At 70.7% G+C, this 18,809-nt stretch carries 20 protein-coding genes; 14 read left to right on the forward strand and 6 right to left on the reverse strand.

What is annotated here, in order from left to right:
* Window positions 1–5: 5 nt before the first annotated feature.
* From ABN611_RS30925 to ABN611_RS30960, 8 genes are all read left to right on the forward strand, one after another.
* Window positions 6–572: a 2-oxoacid:acceptor oxidoreductase family protein gene (locus ABN611_RS30925; protein ID WP_350275797.1), complete on the forward strand. Its 567-nt coding sequence runs from the start codon at window positions 6–8 to the stop codon at window positions 570–572.
* The gene (porA, locus tag ABN611_RS30930; RefSeq protein WP_350275798.1) at window positions 556–1,722 is read left to right on the forward strand and encodes a pyruvate ferredoxin oxidoreductase; all 1,167 of its coding nucleotides are present in this window, start codon (window positions 556–558) and stop codon (window positions 1,720–1,722) included. Before ABN611_RS30925 ends, porA begins: the two co-directional genes overlap by 17 nt.
* A 12-nt stretch (window positions 1,723–1,734) precedes the next feature.
* Entirely contained in the window at window positions 1,735–2,724 is a 990-nt protein-coding gene (locus ABN611_RS30935) for a thiamine pyrophosphate-dependent enzyme (RefSeq protein ID WP_350275799.1), read from the forward strand.
* Window positions 2,725–4,356: an NAD(P)-binding protein gene (locus tag ABN611_RS30940; RefSeq protein WP_350275800.1), complete on the forward strand. Its 1,632-nt coding sequence runs from the start codon at window positions 2,725–2,727 to the stop codon at window positions 4,354–4,356.
* 63 nt (window positions 4,357–4,419) lie between these two features.
* Window positions 4,420–7,206 (forward strand): phosphoenolpyruvate synthase, encoded by a 2,787-nt coding sequence (gene ppsA / locus ABN611_RS30945; RefSeq protein WP_350275801.1) that lies wholly within the window; start codon window positions 4,420–4,422, stop codon window positions 7,204–7,206.
* Between the two features lie 77 nt (window positions 7,207–7,283).
* Window positions 7,284–8,183 carry a fructose-bisphosphate aldolase gene (locus ABN611_RS30950; protein ID WP_350275802.1) on the forward strand — a complete coding sequence of 300 codons (900 nt, stop codon included), beginning with the start codon at window positions 7,284–7,286 and terminating at the stop codon, window positions 8,181–8,183.
* Window positions 8,184–8,197: 14 nt separating this feature from the next.
* Window positions 8,198–9,046, forward strand: coding sequence for a universal stress protein (locus ABN611_RS30955; protein WP_350275803.1), 849 nt, complete (start codon window positions 8,198–8,200; stop codon window positions 9,044–9,046).
* Window positions 9,046–9,714 carry a CBS domain-containing protein gene (locus tag ABN611_RS30960; RefSeq protein WP_350275804.1) on the forward strand — a complete coding sequence of 223 codons (669 nt, stop codon included), beginning with the start codon at window positions 9,046–9,048 and terminating at the stop codon, window positions 9,712–9,714. Before ABN611_RS30955 ends, ABN611_RS30960 begins: the two co-directional genes overlap by 1 nt.
* On the opposite strand, the gene ABN611_RS30965 is transcribed toward ABN611_RS30960, so the two are convergent.
* From ABN611_RS30965 to ABN611_RS30980, 4 genes are read right to left on the reverse strand one after another with little or no spacing between them, the layout of a single operon-like run.
* A complete protein-coding gene (locus ABN611_RS30965) occupies window positions 9,708–10,088 on the reverse strand; it encodes a hypothetical protein (RefSeq protein ID WP_350275805.1) in 381 nt (126 codons plus the stop codon). The two genes, ABN611_RS30960 and ABN611_RS30965, sit on opposite strands and share 7 nt — an antisense overlap.
* 4 nt (window positions 10,089–10,092) lie before the next feature.
* Window positions 10,093–10,830, reverse strand: coding sequence for an ABC transporter permease subunit (locus tag ABN611_RS30970; RefSeq protein ID WP_350275806.1), 738 nt, complete (start codon window positions 10,828–10,830; stop codon window positions 10,093–10,095).
* On the reverse strand, window positions 10,809–11,486 hold the full coding sequence (locus ABN611_RS30975; RefSeq protein WP_350275807.1) for an ABC transporter ATP-binding protein: 678 nt from the start codon (window positions 11,484–11,486) through the stop codon (window positions 10,809–10,811). Before ABN611_RS30975 ends, ABN611_RS30970 begins: the two co-directional genes overlap by 22 nt.
* Window position 11,487: 1 nt before the next feature.
* On the reverse strand, window positions 11,488–12,354 hold the full coding sequence (locus tag ABN611_RS30980; RefSeq protein ID WP_350275808.1) for a universal stress protein: 867 nt from the start codon (window positions 12,352–12,354) through the stop codon (window positions 11,488–11,490).
* 148 nt (window positions 12,355–12,502) lie between these two features.
* On the opposite strand from ABN611_RS30980, the gene ABN611_RS30985 reads away from it, so the two are divergent.
* Entirely contained in the window at window positions 12,503–13,552 is a 1,050-nt protein-coding gene (locus ABN611_RS30985; RefSeq protein ID WP_350275809.1) for a zinc-dependent alcohol dehydrogenase family protein, read from the forward strand.
* 55 nt (window positions 13,553–13,607) lie between these two features.
* On the opposite strand, the gene ABN611_RS30990 is transcribed toward ABN611_RS30985, so the two are convergent.
* The gene (locus tag ABN611_RS30990; RefSeq protein ID WP_350275810.1) at window positions 13,608–14,486 is read right to left on the reverse strand and encodes a universal stress protein; all 879 of its coding nucleotides are present in this window, start codon (window positions 14,484–14,486) and stop codon (window positions 13,608–13,610) included.
* A gap of 202 nt (window positions 14,487–14,688) precedes the next feature.
* On the opposite strand from ABN611_RS30990, the gene ABN611_RS30995 reads away from it, so the two are divergent.
* The 5 genes from ABN611_RS30995 to ABN611_RS31015 are packed head-to-tail and all read left to right on the forward strand — an operon-like array spanning window position 14,689 to window position 17,860.
* Window positions 14,689–15,240 carry a hypothetical protein gene (locus tag ABN611_RS30995; RefSeq protein WP_350275811.1) on the forward strand — a complete coding sequence of 184 codons (552 nt, stop codon included), beginning with the start codon at window positions 14,689–14,691 and terminating at the stop codon, window positions 15,238–15,240.
* Window positions 15,241–15,245: 5 nt separating this feature from the next.
* Window positions 15,246–16,106 carry a universal stress protein gene (locus tag ABN611_RS31000; protein WP_350275812.1) on the forward strand — a complete coding sequence of 287 codons (861 nt, stop codon included), beginning with the start codon at window positions 15,246–15,248 and terminating at the stop codon, window positions 16,104–16,106.
* A 10-nt stretch (window positions 16,107–16,116) separates the two neighbouring features.
* On the forward strand, window positions 16,117–17,028 hold the full coding sequence (locus ABN611_RS31005) for a universal stress protein (protein WP_350275813.1): 912 nt from the start codon (window positions 16,117–16,119) through the stop codon (window positions 17,026–17,028).
* 14 nt (window positions 17,029–17,042) lie between these two features.
* Window positions 17,043–17,579 (forward strand): flavodoxin domain-containing protein, encoded by a 537-nt coding sequence (locus ABN611_RS31010; RefSeq protein ID WP_350275814.1) that lies wholly within the window; start codon window positions 17,043–17,045, stop codon window positions 17,577–17,579.
* Window positions 17,580–17,629: 50 nt separating this feature from the next.
* Window positions 17,630–17,860 (forward strand): SHOCT domain-containing protein, encoded by a 231-nt coding sequence (locus ABN611_RS31015; protein ID WP_350275815.1) that lies wholly within the window; start codon window positions 17,630–17,632, stop codon window positions 17,858–17,860.
* A 108-nt stretch (window positions 17,861–17,968) separates the two neighbouring features.
* Here the strand turns inward: ABN611_RS31015 and ABN611_RS31020 are convergent, their stop codons facing one another.
* Window positions 17,969–18,604: a pyridoxamine 5'-phosphate oxidase family protein gene (locus ABN611_RS31020; RefSeq protein WP_350275816.1), complete on the reverse strand. Its 636-nt coding sequence runs from the start codon at window positions 18,602–18,604 to the stop codon at window positions 17,969–17,971.
* Window positions 18,605–18,809: the final 205 nt, after the last annotated feature.

Genomic DNA, 18,809 nt, shown 5'->3' on the forward strand with positions numbered 1-18,809 from the left:
GCACGATGTACGAAGTACGGATTCACGGGCGCGGTGGCCAGGGTGTGGTGACGACGGCCGAGCTGCTGTCGGTCGCCGCGTTCCTCGAGGACCGGCAGGCGCAGGCGTTCCCGACCTTCGGGTCGGAGCGGACCGGCGCGCCGGTGGTCGGCTTCTGCCGGATCGACGACCACCCGATCCGCAGTCACGAGCCGATCGCCGCGCCGGACGCGGTGCTCGTCCAGGACGCCACGCTGATTCACCAGCCTGACGTCCTGGCCGGTCTCCGGCCCGACGGCTGCCTGCTCGTCAACACCTCACGATCGCCGACCGATCTCGGTCTGGTGGCGTTCGGCCGGCGCGTGCTGACCGTGCCGGCGACCGAGCTGGCGATCACTCATCTCGGGCGCCCGTTGCCCGGTGCCGTCCTGCTGGGCGCGTTCGCCGCCCTCACCGGGCAGGTGCGGGTCGAATCCGTCGTGGCAGCCGTGTGGCAGCGGTTCTCCGGAACCGTCGCAGCGGGCAACGTCGCGGCGATCCGGGAGGCCTACGACCGGTCCCTCGAGGAGGTGGGTCATGCGGTCACAGATTGAAGGCTCGCGCGCGATCGCCGAGACCGTCGCGCGATGCCGGCCCGAGGTGGTCTGCGCCTATCCGATCTCGCCCCAGACGCACATCGTCGAGGCGCTGAGCTCGCTGGTCGCCTCGGGCGAGCTGACGCCGTGCGAGTTCGTGAACGTCGAGTCGGAGTTCGGCGCGATGTCCGTCGCCATCGGAGCGTCCGCGGCCGGAGCACGTGCCTACACGGCGACCGCCAGCCAGGGGCTGCTGTACATGGCGGAGGCGCTCTACAACGCGTCCGGCCTCGGTCTGCCGATCGTCATGACGGTCGCGAACCGCGCGATCGGCGCCCCGATCAACATCTGGAACGACCAGAGCGACTCGCTGTCGCAGCGCGACTCCGGGTGGATCCAGCTGTACGCCGAGAGCAACCAGGAGGCGGCCGACCTGCACGTCCAGGCGTTCCGGATCGCCGAGGAACTCTCGCTGCCGGTGATGGTGTGCATGGACGGGTTCGTGCTGACTCATGCGGTCGAGGGCATCGAGCTACCGTCGCAGGAGCAGGTTGACGCGTTCCTGCCACCCTTCGAGCCACGACAGGTGCTGGATCCGCGGGATCCGATGACGATCGGGGCCATGGTGGGGCCTGACGCGTTCACAGAAGTCCGGTACCTGGCCCACGAGAAGCACCGGCGGGCGCTGACGGTCATCCCGCGGGTGGCGGACGAGTTCGCGACGGCGTTCTGGCGCAGCAGTGGCGGACTGGTCCGGCCGTACGGGTGTCTGGGGGCGGAGACCGTCGTGGTCGCGCTCGGTTCGGTGCTGGGCACGCTGAAGGACACCGTCGACGAAATACGCGCCGAGGGCCACAAGATCGGCGTCCTGGGCCTCACGACGTACCGGCCCTTCCCGTACCGCGCGGTGCGAGCGGCCCTTCGCGGGGCGCGGCGAGTGATCGTGCTGGAGCGGGCTCTCGGGCTCGGCATGGGCGGCATCGTCACGGCGGACGTGCGGGGCAGCGTCCCGGACAAGCCGATCAGGACGGTGATCGCCGGTCTCGGCGGCCGGCCGATCACGCGCGGGTCGTTGCGTGGCCTGCTCGCCGACGCCGTGGCCGATCGGCTCGAGCCGCTGACCTTCCTGGATCTCAAGCGCGACGTGGTCGAGCGCGAGCTGAGCTGAGGGGATCGAGCCATGCCAGTGCAACGGATCAAGTTCTACCAGACCGGCAGTTTCGCGGTCGGGAACCGGCTGCTCGACCCCGGCCGGCGGTCGGTGCAGGCCGACTCCGGACGGACGAACGCGCTCACCAAGGGCCACCGCGCCTGTCAGGGCTGCGGCGAGGCCCTCGGGGCCCGGTACGTGCTCGACGCCGTGATGCGTGCCACCGGCAACCGTGCCGTGACGGTCAACGCCACCGGATGCCTGGAGGTCTTCTCGACGCCGTACCCGGAGTCGTCCTGGCAGGTGCCGTGGTTGCACTCGCTGTTCGGGAACGCTGCTGCCGTCGCGACCGGGGTCGCCGCCGCGCTGAAGGTGAAGGGGCGGACCGACGTGCGGGTCGTCGGGCAGGGCGGCGACGGCGGCACCGTCGACATCGGTCTGGCGTGCCTGTCGGGGATGTTCGAGCGCAACGACGACGTCCTGTATGTCTGCTACGACAACGGCGGGTACATGAACACCGGGGTCCAGCGGTCGGGAGCGACGCCGCACGGCGCGGTGACGACCACGACGCCGGCCGGGAACTCGTTCGGACAGGGCAAGAGCCTGCCGCTGATCGCGATGGCGCACCGGATCCCGTACGTCGCGACGGCGACCGTCGCCGACCTGCGCGACCTCGAGTACAAGGCGTCCCGGGCGATGGAGTTCCACGGCGCGCGGTACCTGCATGTCCTGGTGCCGTGCCCGCTCGGCTGGCGGACCGGCTCCGACGAGACGATCCGGGTCGCGCGACTGGCCCAGGAGACCGGGATCTTCCCGGTGTTCGAGGCGCTCGACGGAGAACTGACCGACGTGACGCGGATCCGCCGGGTGCGTCCGGTGGCCGAGTACCTGCGGCCGCAGGGACGCTTCGCGCACCTGTTCGCGGACCCGGTGCGCGAGGACGTGATCGGCAGGCTCCAGGCCGAGGCCGACCGGAACATCCGCACCTTCGGCCTGGTCGAGTCCCACGAGGTGAGTTAGATGTCCGAGGCAACCAAGCACCCCTATGCGATCACCCTCGACGTCGGATCCAGCCTGGCCAACAAGACCGGCTCCTGGCGGACCGAGCGCCCGGTCTACCTGGACCGGATGCCGCCGTGCAACGACGCGTGCCCGGCCGGCGAGAACGTCCAGGAGTGGCTCGCGCGGGCCGAGGAAGGCGACTACGAGGCCGCCTGGCGGCAGCTCATGGTCGACAACCCGTTCCCGGGGATCATGGGGCGGGTCTGCTACCGGCCGTGCGAGACGGCCTGCAACCGGGCGACGCTGGACGCACCCGTCGGGATCAACTCGGTCGAGCGGTTCCTGGGCGACCAGGCGATCGAGCAGGGCTGGTCCGTGACGGTGGACGCTCCGCCGAGCGGCAAGAGCGTGCTCGTGGTCGGGGCCGGACCGTCCGGGTTGTCGGCGGCGTACCACTTGGCGCTGCGCGGCCATCAGGTGACCGTGCGGGACGACTCGCCGGAAGCGGGCGGCATGATGCGGTACGGCATCCCGTCCTACCGGCTGCCGCGGGAGGTGGTGGACGCCGAGATCCAGCGGATCGCCGACCTGGGTGTCCGGCTCGAGCTCCGTACGCCGGTGACCGACCTGGACGGTGCGCTCGGTGAGTTCGACGCGGTCTTCCTGGCGGTCGGCGCGCACGTCGGGCGGCGTGCGGACATCCCGGCGAGCGACTCGGCGCGGATCGTGGACGCGGTCTCGTTGCTCGCCGGCCTGGAGAAGGGCGAGGAGCCGTTGCTGGGCCGGCGGGTCGCGGTGTACGGCGGTGGCAACACGGCGATGGACGTGGCCCGGACCGCGCGGCGGCTCGGTGCGGCGGACGCGGTGGTGGTGTACCGCCGTACGCGGGAGCGGATGCCGGCCCACGACATCGAGGTCCGGGAAGCGCTGGACGAGGGGATCCGGATGCGCTGGCTGTCGACCATCGTGTATGCCGGGCAGGATCACGTCCTGATCGAGAAGATGCGGCTCGACGAGACAGGGTTCCCGCAGCCGACGGGCGAGTTCGAGGAACTCGACGCGGACGCCGTGGTGCTCGCACTCGGACAGCAGGCCGACCTGGCGCTGGTCCGCGACCTGCCCGGCGTGACGGTCGCGGACGGGGTCGTGCAGGTCGACGGACGGATGATGACCGGGCACGCCGGGTTGTTCGCCGGTGGCGACATGGTCCCGGGGGAGCGGACGGTCACGGTCGCCGTGGGGCACGGCAAGCAGGCCGCCCGGAACATCGACGCCTGGCTGCGCGGTACGACGTACGAGCACCCGGACCGCCCCGAGTTGGCGTCGTACGACCGCCTGAACACCTGGTACTACGCGGACGCGCCGGCGACCCTGCGGCCGCAGCTCGACGTCGCGCGCCGGATCAGCACCTTCGACGAGGTCACCGGTGGTCTCACACCGGAGAACGCACTCTTCGAGGCGCGCCGCTGCATGTCCTGCGGCAACTGCCTCGAGTGCGACAACTGCTTCGGCATGTGCCCCGACAACGCCATCATCAAGCTCGGCCCCGGCCAGGGCTACGAGATCGACCTCGACTTCTGCAAAGGCTGCGGCCTCTGCGCGGCCGAATGCCCGAGCGGAGCGATCACGATGCTCCGCGAACGCTTCTGAGTCCCACGGGGCGCGGGACGTTTGGCCCTGCTGGAGCGCCGATCCGCAGCGGACGGTGGAGGTATGGACGAGCGTACTGCGAATGTATGGGTGACGGTTCGTGGAGTGGTGCCGGAAACAGGGGCGGAGTATGCGCTCAGGAAGATCCGGCATGTCGTCGGCCGGGCGCCCGGCCGGGTCGAGCAGGTGCATGTCGTGCTGGGGGTGGCCGCGAATCCGGCGCATCCGACGCCTGCGGGTGTCGAGGTGGAGGCCGCTGTGGCCGGCCGGGCCGTGCACGTCCACGTGGCGGCCGCGGAGCTGAACGCGGCGATCGACGAGGCGGCGGACCGGCTGCGGCGGCAGCTCACCGACCTCCGCGAACGCCCGCTGTCCCGGCTCCAGGCCGCCCGCTCCCGGCACCGCGGACCACGACCGAAGGAGAGCCTGATGGACGAGCCGAGGGTCGTCTGGCTGACGGATGCGGCCGGTACCGATCTGGCCACGGTGGGCGGGAAGAACGCGTCGCTCGGGATCATGCTCCGCGAGTTGGGTGCCCAGGGCATCAAAGTTCCGGAGGGCTTCGCCACGACCGCGGCGGCGTACCGGGAGTACGTCGGCACTGCCGGCCTGGGCCCGGTGATCGCGCGGCAGATCCGCCGGTACTGGGGGAAGGCGGATCTCGCGTCGGTCGGTTCGGCGATCCGGGCGGCGTTCGGCGCGGCCGAGCTGCCGGCCGGTCTGGTGGCGGACCTCACGGCAGCGTACGAACGGCTCGGTGGTGACGGCACCGAGGTCGCGGTCCGCAGCAGCGCGACCGCGGAGGACCTCCCGGACGCGAGCTTCGCGGGTCAGCAGGAGACGTTCCTGAACATCCGGACCCTCGCCGAGCTGCTCGACGCCTGCCGGCGCTGCTACGCCTCACTGTTCACCGACCGGGCCATCAGCTACCGGGAGGAGCGCGGCTTCGATCACTCCGCGGTCGCGCTGTCGATCGGCGTACAGCGGATGGTGCGATCCGACCTCGGCAGCTCCGGTGTCATGTTCACGCTCGACAGCGACAGCGGCTTTCCCGGTGTCGTCCAGATCAGCGCGGCCTGGGGACTGGGGGAGTCGGTGGTCAGCGGTCAGGTCGACCCGGACGAGTACCTGGTCTTCAAGCCGAAGATCGGTGACGGCGAGTTGCGGCCGATCCTGTCGCGCCGCCGCGGTGCGAAGGAGATCAAGGTCGTGTACGGCGAGTCCGGCGGCACGGTCACGGTTCCGACGACACCCGGCGAGCGCGACCGGGCGGCTCTGGACGACGACGACGTCCTGCGCCTGGCGCGGTGGGGCCTCGCGGTCGAGAACCACTACGGCCGGCCGATGGACATCGAATGGGCGAAGGACGGCCGGACCGGTGAGCTGTTCCTGGTCCAGGCGCGGCCGGAGACCGTGCAGGCCCGGCGGGAGGCCGCGTCGCTGCGGTCGTACCGCCTCAAGGAGACCGGGCGGGAGCTCGTGCGGGGGCTGGCGGTCGGCGAGGCGATCGCGGACGGCCGCGTGTGCCTGCTGGACTCGCCGGCGGACATCGGCAGGTTCGTGGACGGCTCGATCCTGGTGACCCGGATCACCGACCCGGACTGGGAGCCGATCATGCGCCGGGCGGCGGCGATCGTCACCGACCACGGCGGCCGGACCTCGCACGCCGCGATCGTCAGCCGCGAGCTCGGCGTCCCGGCGATCGTCGGCACCGCGTCGGCCACCACGGATCTCCGCGACGGTGAGCAGATCACCGTGTCGTGTGCCGAAGGCGAGCGTGGCGTCGTCTACGAGGGCGTGCTGGAGTACGACGTCACGGACCTCGACCTCGGGCAGCTGCCGCGGACCCGCACGAAGGTGCTGCTGAATCTCGCGGACCCGGCGGCCGCGTTCCGGTGGTGGCGGCTGCCCGCGGACGGTGTCGGCCTGGTGCGGATCGAGTTCGTGGTGAGCAACCACATCAAGGTGCATCCGATGGCGCTGATCCACTACGACACGCTCGACGCCGAGGTCCGGCGGCAGGTCGACGCCGCGACCGGTGGTGCGGTCGACCGGGAGGCGTATCTGGTCGACCGGCTCGCGGAGGGCATCGCGCGGATCGCGGCCTCCCGCTGGCCGGATCCGGTGATCGTGCGGACGAGCGACTTCAAGACCAACGAGTACGCGCGCCTGATCGGCGGCTCGGGTTTCGAACCGGCCGAGGAGAACCCGATGATCGGCTGGCGGGGCGCGAGCCGGTACTACAGCGCCGGGTACCGCGAGGGCTTCGCGTTGGAGTGCCGCGCGCTGCGCAAGGTCCGCGAGGAGCTGGGCCTGACGAACGTCGTGGTGATGATCCCGTTCTGCCGGACGATCGGTGAGGCGCACCAGGTGCTCGAGGTGATGGCGGCGGAGGGGCTGGGGCGTGGGGACAACGGGCTACAGGTGTACGTGATGGCGGAGATCCCGGCGAACATCATCCTGGCGGACGAGTTCGCGGAACGCTTCGACGGCTTCTCGATCGGCAGCAACGACCTCACCCAGTTGACGCTGGGCGTCGACCGGGACTCCGACACCCTCGCCGCCTTGTTCGACGAACGCGACCCGGCGCTCGCCCGGAGCATCGAGCACCTGATCCGGACCGCGCACCGGGCCGGCCGCAAGGTCGGGTTGTGCGGGCAGCGGCCCAGCGACGACCCGGGCTTCGCGACGTTCCTGGTGCACGCCGGCATCGACTCGATCTCGGTGACGCCGGACAGCTTCTTCGCGGTGAAGCAGAACGTGGCCGAGGCCGAGCGGTCGAACGGCTTCGTGCCGGTGCCGGTGGCGTTCCCCGGTGATCGGCAGCAGCGGCTCGACGTCGGCCGGTAGCCGAAGGTCCCTGTGGATCAAGGGCCGACGGCTCTGCCGCGGCGGTCCCGTTCCGGCGAGATTGGTACCAGGAGTTGATGATCATGCAGAAGCGCGCAGCACTGAACGAACTCGGCCTGAGCACGGGGAAGAAGGCCCGGCTGCACAGGATCCTGTTCGACCACGGCCTGCGGAACGGCACGGCGTTGTTCCTGCCGTACGACCAGGGCCTCGAGCACGGGCCGCGGGACTTCTTCGCGAACCCGAAGGCGTCCGATCCGCGGTACGTCATGAAGCTCGCGATCGCCGGGGAGTTCAACGGCGTCGCGATCCAGATCGGGCTCGCGGAGAAGTTCTTCTGGGACTACGCCGGCGAGATCCCGCTGATCCTGAAGCTGAACGGCAAGACCGACATCCCGTCCGACGCGGCCGCGCTGTCACCCGTGCACGCGAGTGTCGAGGACGCGGTCCGGCTGGGTGCGGACGCGGTCGGCTACACGCTGTACGTCGGGTCGCCGGCGCAGGAGGCCGACTTCGCGCAGTACCGCACGATCCGCGCCGACGCGCAGCGGCTCGGGATGCCGCTGATCGTCTGGGCGTACCCGCGCGGCGAGGCGATCGAGGCGAAGGGCGGCAAGGACTCGTTCTACGCCGTCGACTACGCGGCGCGGGTGGCGAGCGAGCTGGGCGCGGACGTGGTGAAGGTGAACTTCCCGCATCCGGACAAGCGCGACCGGGTCAAGCGGCCGTACGACGAGAACTTCTCCGCGCAGCAGGCGATCGACGGCGTGGTCCGCTCGGCGAACCGCACCCTGGTGCTGGTGTCGGGTGGGGAGCGCGCCGGCGACGAGGCCATGTACCGCAAGGCCGAACAGGCGATGGACGCCGGCGGCCTGGGCCTGATCTTCGGGCGGAACGTGTGGCAGCGCGGATACGACGAATCGCTGGACTTCATCGACGGGTTGAAGGAAATCCTCGTCCAGCACCCCAGCCAATGAAGGGAACGGTAGTGATGAAGAAGTACATCCTCGTGGGTGTGGACGACACGCCCGAGGCGCAGATCGCGCTGCGGTGGGCCGTGGACGCGGCCGAGCAGCGCGAGCTGCCGGTCCGGGTCGTGCGGGCCTACCTCGCCGATCTCAAGCGCTGGCCGGCGGTCAGTATGGCCGGCTACGTACCGCCGCCGATGCCACTGGGCACGCTGCAGCATGAGCTGGACGAGGCGGTGCAGTACGCGCGGGACCGGCTCGGGTACGACGGCGCGTCCGGGTGGCTCGCGGACGAGGACCCGGCGCGGGCGCTGCTGATCGAGGCCGACGGCGCCGAGATGGTCGTGGTCGGCAGCCGGTCGCCGAACAAGATGGCGGCCGCGTTCCTCGGGTCGGTGGCGACGGCTCTGGCCGCGAAGGCGCCCTGCCCGGTGGTCGTGGTTCGGGGTGAACGCCGGGCCGGGACGATCGTCGTGGGGACCGACGGGTCGCCGGACTCCGAGGACGCGGTGGCGTTCGCGTTCGAGGAGGCCGCGCGGACCGGAGAGCCGCTCCGGGTGGTGTACTGCTGGCAACCGCAGGCAGAACACGCGGCATCGATCGGGAGCACCGAGGCGCTGCTGAAGAACTGGCTGGCGGAGAGCCTCGAGCCGTACCGCCGGAAGTTCCCGACGGTGCTGGCGCGTGCCGCGGTCCTGGCGGGCCGGGCCAGTGCGCAGCTGAACAAGATGTCGGCGGACGCCTCACTGGTCGTCGTCGGCTCCCGCGGCCGCGGCGGCGTGACGGGCCTGCTGCTGGGGTCCGTCAGTCAGAGTCTGTTGCACCACGCGGACTCGCCGGTGGCGATCGTCCGCCGGCCGAAGGAGTCATGATGCGGCACTACCTGACGGTTTCCGACGTGATGACGAAGGACGTCGTCACGGTCGCGGAGGACACCCCGTTCAAGGCGGTCGCCGCGATCCTGGCCGAGCATCACATCAGTGCGGTGCCGGTCCGCGACGTGTACGGCGGGGTGGCCGGTGTCGTGTCCGAAACGGATCTGCTGCGCAAGGAGGAGTTCCAGCGGGTCCACCGGCCGCGCTGGTCGCGTCGCAGGCACCAGGCGAAAGCCGAGGCGTTGACCGCCGGCCAGTTGATGACCAGTCCGGCAGTGACCGTCGAAGGCGGATGCACGCTGGACGAGGCGGCGCGGTTGATGGCTGCTCGTGGGCTGACCCGTCTGGTGGTGACCGACGGCGACAAGCTCGTCGGTGTCGTGACCCGTTCGGATCTCCTCAGCGCTTACCTCGCGACGGATCAGGAGACGGTCGCACGGGTACGGCGTGACGTCATCGATCGCCACCTGTGGGACGACCCGCGGGCAGTGGAAGTGTCCGTACTGGAGGGCGTGGTCACACTGTCAGGCCAGGTGGAGAAGCACAGTACCGCCGCCTTCGCCGAACACCTCACAACCGGCGTCGACGGAGTCGTGGCCGTACGCAACAAGTTGACCTGGGTCGTCGACGACCTGTCCCGGGCCCCGGGCGCCATCTTCTACTGACCGACCGACCGGCGGGTGAGCTGATGCAGCAGCTCACCCGCCCTGTCGCGTCTCCGCCCGAGAAGCCTGGACAGCTGAACGATCCAGAGGGTGAGCATGCTCGCGACCGCGACCGACAACAGCAGCTCGGCCCGCAGCACCAGGGCGAGGACCGAGCAGACCGTTGCCGGCAGGGCGAAGACCGGGGTGAGCCAGGCGACGCGCGGTGGGTCGCGGTCGTCCGCGAGCAGGAGGGTGATCGCGCCGGAGAGGATCAATGTCGCGGCCGTCATCGGCCGGAGCGGGATGAGGTTGCTGGCGGCAAGGAACGCCGCGTGCAGCGCGAGCAGGATGCCGAGCGGAACGGCGGCGGCGAGGCGGCGGCGGTCGGTCATCGCGTCACCTGCTGGTCGAGATGTCGCGGCCGTCGAGGGCCGGAAGGGCAACGATGAGGAGACCGGCAGCGCCGGCGAGCAGCCAGAGGTAGCTGAGCTGGAGGCCGGCTCCGAGCGGTCCGTTGCCGATGGCCTGATGGACAGGGGAGTAGGGCTGCCACGATGCGAGCCGTGGAACGGCATCGCCCGCGATGTGGACGAGGTAGGCCGCGGTCGCTGCGGCAGCGGCAACGCCGACAGCGGCCGAGCGGCGGCCGGTGAGCGCGCCGACGGCCAGCGCGAGGACGCCGTACTCGAGGCCGAGCAGGGTTGTCGCCAGGGCACCGCCCGCCGCGTCGGCCGCGGTGATCCCGAGGGCGAAGATCTCGCTGCCGGCAGTGGTGGCGGCGAACACCGCGAGTCCGAGCACCGCGACCGAGGACGCCAGTGCGAGCGCCTTCTCGCAGACGATGCGGGCTCCGGAGACAGGGGTCGCGAACAACAGTTCGAGCGTGCCTCGCTCCGCCTCGCCCGCGAGCGTGCGGGCGCCGTGCCCGACGCCGTAGGCCACGAACAGCGCGGGGAGCACGAGAGTGAACAACTGGTGGTTGAGGAAGCCGGCGCCGGTGTTCGGCCCGCGCAGGTCGCGGACCGCCGGCCACAGCGCGCACTCGACCAGGACCAGCGCGACGATCGCCGCCGACCAGCCGAGCAGACCACGGCGGGCGTCGTACAGCGACTTCAGGTAGACGGTACGGAACATGGTGTTCGCTCCTGGTCCCCAGCGGCGTCGAGCAACCGGCCGGCGCGCAGGAACGCGATGGTGTCGGCGACTGCCTCGACCTCGGACGGTGAGTGCGAGGTGAGGAAGACGGTTCGGCCGGCGTCCCGTGTCTCCCGCAGCAGTTGACGGAACTCGTCTCGCGCCGGGTCGTCCAGGCCGGTGACCGGCTCGTCGAGGATCAGCAGCTCGGGGTCGTGCAGGAACGCCTGCACGATGCCGAGCTGCTGCCGGTTCCCGCGCGACAGCGTTCCGATCCGGACGCGGAGGTCCAGGCGGAACCGCTGTGCCAGCAGCTCGCCGCGGGACCTCTCGACACCTCCGTAGAGGTGCGCGAAGTAGTCGAGGTACTGCGCGCCGGTCAGGTCGGGGTAGGCGGCGAAGTCGCCCGGCAGGTAACCGATCCGGCGCTGTACCGCTTCGTACCGGTCGGCGGCGTCGAAGCCGAACACCATCGCGGAGCCTGCCGACGGGCGGGCGAGTCCGGCCAGCAGCCGGACGGTGGTCGTCTTGCCGGCGCCGTCCGGGCCGACGTACCCGAACACGACACCGCGCGGTACGTCGAGACTCAGTCGGTCGAGCGCGGTTCGGCGACCGAACCGCTTGGTCAGGTTGCGGGTCCGGATCACCTGATCCATGTCAGGACTCGGCGCGGTGGATGACGGCGACCGGGCAGTGCGAGTGGAAGAGCAGACTTCGCGCGACGGAGCCGAGGCGCAGTTCGGAGAACGCCGTGCGGCCGACGCCGCCGACCACCACGAGGTCGGCGGCCTGGGACTCGCGGGCCAGGACGAGGACCGGGGGGTCGGCGACGCCGCGACTGTGGACGCTGACGTCGGGGTACTTCGCCGTCCAGCCGCCGAGGGTCTGCGAGAGCAGCTCGTCGGCCGAGTCGATCGGGGGCGGCTGGGCCGGGTGGAACCAGCTGCGAGGGTCGGGCGCGGTTCCCCCGCGCTCGATCGCGTGCACGCAGAGAATCTCCGCGCCGGTCGCCTGCGCCAGTTCGAAGCCGAAGCGCAACGCGTCCTGCCCCTCGAGCGAGCCGTCGACACCGACGACGATCCGCTTCCAGGCGGGCGCGGCCGGATCCCAGGTGTCGGGGACCACGATGAGGGGGACGTTCACGGCCAGCGCCGTGCACACCTGGGACGTCGAGCCGAGGACCAGTTCGGCGAAGCCGCCCAGGCCGCGCCGGCCGACGACCAGCGCCTGGGAGCTCGCGGAGAGGTCGAGGAGCACCTGGGCCGGATGTCCGTGCCGGACGTCGAGGGTCGCGTCGCGGAAGTCGCGGCGGCCGAGCTCCACCAGCGCGTCGTCCAGCACCTCGCTGCCGTCGTCGACCCCGTCGGCCGGTGGCCTGCCGACGTCGTCGCGGCTGTCGTCCAGGACATGCACGACATGGAGTGGTGCGTGGTACAGCTCGGCGTACGCGGCGGCCCAGCTCAACGCGATCAGACCGTCGCGAGATCCGTCGATTCCGACGAGCATGGGCAGTTCGTTGGTCATGGCACCTCCTCCGGCACTTCCAGTGAAGGCGGGCCACGGCGGCTTCGGCAGGACCGAAGGTCCCGGCTCAGCGGGCTGTTCGGCCGGTGTGAGCGACGACCGGGTGGACGAGTGTCGAGAGTGACAAGGCTCGTTCGAGGAGGTTGTGATGAAGGCGTTGGTCTACAACGGTCCGGGGCAGCGGAGCTGGCGTGAGGTGCCGGACCCGGTGATCCAGGACCCTGAGGACGCGATCGTGCGGGTGGACGCGGTGACGATCTGCGGCACCGACCTGCACATCCTGAAAGGTGACGTACCGACCGTCGAGCCGGGCCGGATCCTCGGTCACGAGGCGGTCGGCACGATCACGGCCGTCGGTGCCGGCGTCCGGGGCGTGGCGGTCGGCGACCGGGTCCTGATCTCGTGCATCACCGCCTGCGGCCGCTGCGAGTACTGCCGGGAGGGTCACTACGGTCAGTGCCTCGGTGGCGGCGGCTGGATCCTGGGCCACTTGATCGACGGTACCCAGGCCGAGCAGGTCCGGGTCCCGTTCGCCGACCGGTCGGTCTACAAGCTGCCGGACAACGTCAGCAACGAGGAGGCCGTGCTGCTGGCCGACATCCTCCCGACGTCCTACGAGGTCGGCGTACTGAACGGCCAGGTCGCGCCGGGCGACACCGTGGTGATCGTCGGCGCCGGACCGATCGGCCTGGCGGCGCTCGCCACCAGCAAGCTGTTCACACCGTCGCGCATCGTGGTCGTCGATGCCGCCGACTCGCGGCGCAAAGCCGCGCTCGAACGCGGCGCCGATCTGGCGCTCGGCCCGGACGAGGACGTCGAGGCGAAGGTCCGGGAGCTGACCGGCGGACTGGGCGCCGACGTGGCGATCGAAGCGGTCGGCATCCCGGCGACGTTCGAGCTCTGCACGCGGGTCGTCCGCCCGGGTGGCACGGTCGCGAACGTCGGTGTGCACGGCGCGCCGGCGACGCTGCACCTCGAGGACCTGTGGATCAAGAACGTCACGATCACGACGGGGCTGGTCGACACGTTCTCGACGCCGCGGCTGCTGTCGATGCTGGCGGCGGGCCGCCTGCAGCTGCCGGGGCTGATCACCCACCGCTTCGGCCTCGACGAGATGCAGGACGCGTACGACGTGTTCTCGGCACCGGCCACCACCGGTGCGCTCAAGGTCGCGCTCTTCGGCGACCAGGGGTTCTGAGCACGAACGCCCGCGGTCCACGGCGAGGCGCCGTGGACCGCGGGCTTCTTTCGCGCTAACGGACGATGGCGATCGGGCAGTGGGCGTGGTGCAGGACACTCTGGCTGACGGAGCCGAGCAGGAGGCCGGTGAAGCCGCCGCGGCCGCGGGAGCCGACGACGACCAGGTCGGCGGACTCGGCTCGGCGTACGAGCGCCTGCGCGGCGGAGCCGGTGACCAGTTCGGTCGTCCATTCCACATCGGGGTGGTCGGCTGCCGCGCCGGCCACGGACTCGGCGACCAGCAGCCGGGATTCCTCGCGGATCTTGTCCTCGTCGAACTGCAGCATCGAGGCGCCGTCGGCGTAGGTGAGGAACGGGCTGGTCCACGCGTGCAGTGCCACGACCTTGGCCTGCAGCGCGTCGGCCTGGCCGAAGGCGAAGTCGACGGCGTTCGCCGATGCCTTGGAGCCGTCGACCCCGACGACGACCGTCGGCCCTTCCTGTGCGTGCCGCCGCAGGTCGTGCGGGATCACCACGACCGGGCATTCGGCGTGCGTCGTCACCTGGACCGCGACCGATCCGACCAGCAGTCCGCTCCACCCGCCGTGACCGCGGGAGCCGAGTACGACGAGGCGGGCGTCCTGGGCGGCGTCGAGCAGGGTGCCCGCAGCAGGTCCACCGACGAGGCTGGTCTGCACCTCGAGGCCAGGATGCTCGTCACGGATGCTCGCGGCCAGCTTCTCCAGAGTCGCCTGGCGTGCGGTCCGCACCGCTTCGAGCGGTACGACGTGACCCGGCGACGGGCGGGTGACGATGACGACCTCGAAGGCCTCGACGATCCGGAGCGGGGCCAGGGCGCGGTCGGCGGCGTCAGCCGCCCAGTGCAGGGCGGACACGCTGCCCGGTGAGCCGTCGTACCCGATCACGATCGGGGCAGGCTGTGTCGTCGTCATGAGATGACCTCCTGTTCGTCGAAGAGAGCTCGGCCGGCTTCTCGCTTCCAGCATCCGCTCGCCGTGGGGGTGGCGGACAACGGCATACGTCCCGGGTTCGACGGGCCCTTCGACTCGTGCAGGTGAGGTGACAACGACTCTGCTCGATGCCGGCCGGAGATCGGACGATCGAAGTGTCGGAAATCAAGGAAGGGACGACACCATGACCACCACGCCGCACCGGCGCGATCTCCCCGCTCCGGCGGTGGAGCCTGACACGCATCCGATCATCTCCACGGCGGCCGGTCGCGCGCTCGCGGTGCTGCGGATCGCGTTCGGCCTGACGTTCTTGTGGGCCTTCTTCGACAAGTTGTTCGGTCTCGGTTACGCGACGAAGTCCGGCCGGGGCTGGGTCGACGGGGGCGATGTGACGGCTGGGTTCCTGAAGGGTGCGAGTGGCCCGATGGGCGACTTCTACCACTCGATGGTGGGCGACTGGTGGGTGAGCCCGCTGTTCATGGTCGGTCTGGCCGGGATCGGTTTCGCGTTGACCTTCGGTGTCGGGATGCGGATCGCAGCTGTGGCCGGCAGCCTGCTGTACCTGTTGATGTGGTCGGCGGCGCTGCCGCCGGAGAACAACCCGGTGCTGGACGACCACATCCTCGGGGCCGTGACGCTGGTCGTGCTCGCGCTGGTTGCCGCTGGCAATGTGTGGGGTTTCGGCAAGTGGTGGAGCGGTACCGACTTCGTTCGCAAGTACCCGTGGCTGCGGTGAGTGCCGTGAAACCGGTCATCCATGTGGGGGTCGACGGTTCGTGGCGGGACACCGGTGCCCTGGAGTGGGCTCTGCAGGAGTCGCGGCGGCGCCAGGAGCCCCTCCAGGTGGTGCACGTCATCGACGACCGCCTTCACGATGTTACCCCCTGGGAGCCGGAGACCGTCGACGCCGCCTCGAAGACGCTCGTCAACGACGTCCAGAACTACCTGGACGGTGTGGGGGCACTCGACCACCGCGCCGCGATGCTGGTCGGGCCACCGGCCCGCACGCTGGCCGACGCGGCAGCGGGTAGCCGGATGCTGGTCGTCGGTCGCCGGGGTATGGGAACGTTCCGGCGGCTGCTGATCGGGTCCACGTCGGAAGCGGTGGTGTCCAATGCGACGGTTCCGGTGGTGGTCGTCCCGGATGGTTGGAAGCCGTCGGATCACGCCGGTCCGGTAGTCGTCGCGTTGGACGACGAGGACGACCACTCCGCCGTGCTGGAGTTCGCGACCGCCTGTGCGGCCGAGCGAGGTCTGCCGGTTCGGATCGTGCACGTCTGGGACCTGCCGGCCATCTACAGCTGGGACGCGATGAACGTCGCAGGTCTCAGCGGTGAGTGGGCCGAGAACGCCGAGCGGCACTTCGAGAACGTCGCCGCCGAATGGCGCGCGAGGTACCCGGACCTGACCTTCCAGGTGGAGGTGCGCCGCGGCCACGTGGTCGACGGCGTGGTGACCGCCGCGGAGGAGTCGGACGCGCAGCTGCTGGTCGTCGGCAGGCGGCACCATTCCCGGCTGGCGTCCCTGCTGTTGAGCTCGGTGACCCGAGGCGTACTGCATCACGCCGCCTGCCCCCTGGCCGTCGTACCTGCTGCAACGTGAGGTGAGAAAGATGAGTTCCTGGAATCGCACCGGCCCCGTCGTGGTCGAGGTGGACGGCAGCGCGGAGAACCTACGGGTGATCGACTACGCGTCCGCCGAGGCATTGCGAGTGGGCGCTGAGCTGGTGCTGGTCGCGTCGTACTCCGCGCACAGCCCGTCCGCGCCTGCGACCCCCGGCTACGCGCCGAAGACCCCGGCCGAACTCGCGGACGCGGCCTTGCGGACGGCGGTCGCGCACGTGCGGCACCGTGACGGGTACGCGACCGAGCTGCTCGCGGTCGCCGAGGAGGGCTCCCGGCTCCGGGTGCTCGCGCACGCGGCCCGGAACGCGCGGATGCTGGTGGTGGCCAGGTCGCCCAAGCGGGGACCGCAGCGCTTGGTGCACACCCAGGCCGATCTGACGCTGGCGGCGCGTGCCGGTTGCCCGGTGGTCGTCGTACCGCTGTCCTGGCGCCCGTCGCTGCTCGACCGGAAGGTTGCCGTCGGCATCGACGGTACGCCGTTGTCGAGCGAGGCGCTGGAGTTCGCGTTCGGGCAGGCCGCCGGGCGCGAGGGCGTGCTGGTCGTCGTGCACGCCGGCTTGCCGGCCGAGCGGCCGTTCGCCGACGAGGACCCGGAGTGCTCGTGGATCAGTCGCGCGGACTACCTGCTGTCCGAGTCGCTGGATCCGTGGACCAGCCGGTTCCCGACCGTCAAGGTGACCCGGTTCCTGAGCAGCCGGCCGCCGGCCGCGGCGCTGGTGCACGAGAGCGCCGAGGTCGGTCTGGTGGTCGTCGGGTCGCACGGCGGTCCGTTGCCGATCGATCCGGTCGCCCGGCGCTCGGTCGCCGCGATGACCTGCCCGGTCGCGATCGTGCCGCATCACGTGACCGGGACCGGGCGTACGGCGGGACGTGTGAAGTCCGCCGTACCGACGCACTGATGTGGAGGTGGAGCATGTCCGAGAAGGATCGTGCACTGATCGTGTACGAGTCGATGTTCGGCAACACCGAGCGGATCGCGCAGGCGATCGGGGACGGGTTGCGGAGCTACCTGAAGACGGAGCTGGTGCCGGTCGACCAGGCACTGGACGTCGTACCTGACGACGTCCGGTTGCTGGTGGTCGGTGGACCGACGCACGCGTTCTCGATGAGCCGGCCGTCGACGCGGCAGGAAGCCGGGAAACAGGGCGAGTTGGTGACCCCTGTGGAGCTCGGCATCCGCGAGTGGCTGGCGGCCCTGAAGGCGACCGCCGGGCCGAAGCGGGTCCAGGTCGCGACGTTCGACACCCGGGTGAAGGTGCGGATGCTGCCCGGGTCGGCTGCGCGGTCCGCCGCGAAGCTGTTGCGACGGATGGGCTACCGGCTGAGCGATTCGGGGAGCTTCTTCGTCGACGACACGACCGGACCGCTCCGGGACGACGAGCTCGAGCGCGCGCGTCGCTGGGGCGAGGAGCTCGGCCGGAAGGCGACCGGCGCCGCGAAGGTCGCCTGAGCCACAGCGCGCGAGGAACGGAAGGGAGCTGAGCGACGATGATGCACTCGATGGGTGATGCGATGTTCTGGTGGGTGCTGGTACTGGTCCTGTGGGTGCTCCTGATCGGCGGCGCGGCCTGGGCGGCGGTCCTGGTGCTCGGCCGGTCCCGCCGGCAGCCGCCTCGCCGGCTCCCGTCGCCCCTGGACATCCTCGAACGCCGCTACGCCGCCGGGGACCTGACCCATGAGGAGTTCGACGAAGCCCGCGCCCGCCTCCGCGAACACGAACTCGACCTCTGAGGGTCGACTTTCGGTGGTTGGTCCCTGAAACGACGTCCGCTCCCCACGCTACTGCGGGGGAGCGGACGCTTTCGGTCGCGGTCCGGCGGGAGAGCGCGGCCCGGGTGCTCACCAGGAGCGGATGCGGCGGCCGGTGATGCGGTGGGGGTCGATGGCCATGTAGGTGTCGCGGGTGCCGCCGGCCCAGGGCTCGACGCGGTTGTCGACGGATTCGACTTCGAGGTCGGTGGCGGGACGGACCGTGCCGTTGACCAGCACGCTCCAGCCGTCGTGCATGCCCTCGTCGAAGGCGTCCAGTTCGAAAGCGATCGGCGCCAGGTCGAACTGCGCGACCGCACTGTCGGCGGCGGTCCGGAACACGATCAGTTCGCCGAGGGTGCAGTAGTTGATCGGGATCACCACCAGTCCGTCGACGGCGCTGTACGCGATCCGCCCGACGTCCCCGGCCTCGATCAGCCGGCGGCACTCCTCCTTGCGCATCGGGTCGAGCGTGGGCGCCATCGGTGTGCGCCGGGCGGTCTTCGGCGGGTCGGCTCTCGTCAGGTCCGTGACGGTCGTGTCGAGGGCATGGGCCAGCCGCACCAGTTCGGCGCCGGTCAGCGCGAACGGCCGGCTCTCGATGTGGTCGACGCGGCGCGTGCTCAGTCCGGTGCGAACGGCGACTTCGGCTACGGTCAGTCCCAGAGCGCGCCGACGGTCCCGGATCCGCGTGCCGAGGGCGCTGCGGCTGGTGTCTACGTCCATCGGAGGCTCCCTTCCTGTTCGGTGGTTCCAGCCAATCAGCCGGACGGCGCCGGGGGCAGGGTCCGAAGTCACCGGTGCCGGGGCCGGACGGCACGTCGTACCGACGCGGCGGCGTACCCGGTCCTGGCCGGTGCGAGCCGCCAAAGGTCCCGGGCAACCCGGGACCGTGGTCCCTGGCGAGTAGCGTGGACGGAGCGGGATGCTG

Source organism: Kribbella sp. HUAS MG21, assembly GCF_040254265.1.
GTDB lineage: Bacteria > Actinomycetota > Actinomycetes > Propionibacteriales > Kribbellaceae > Kribbella.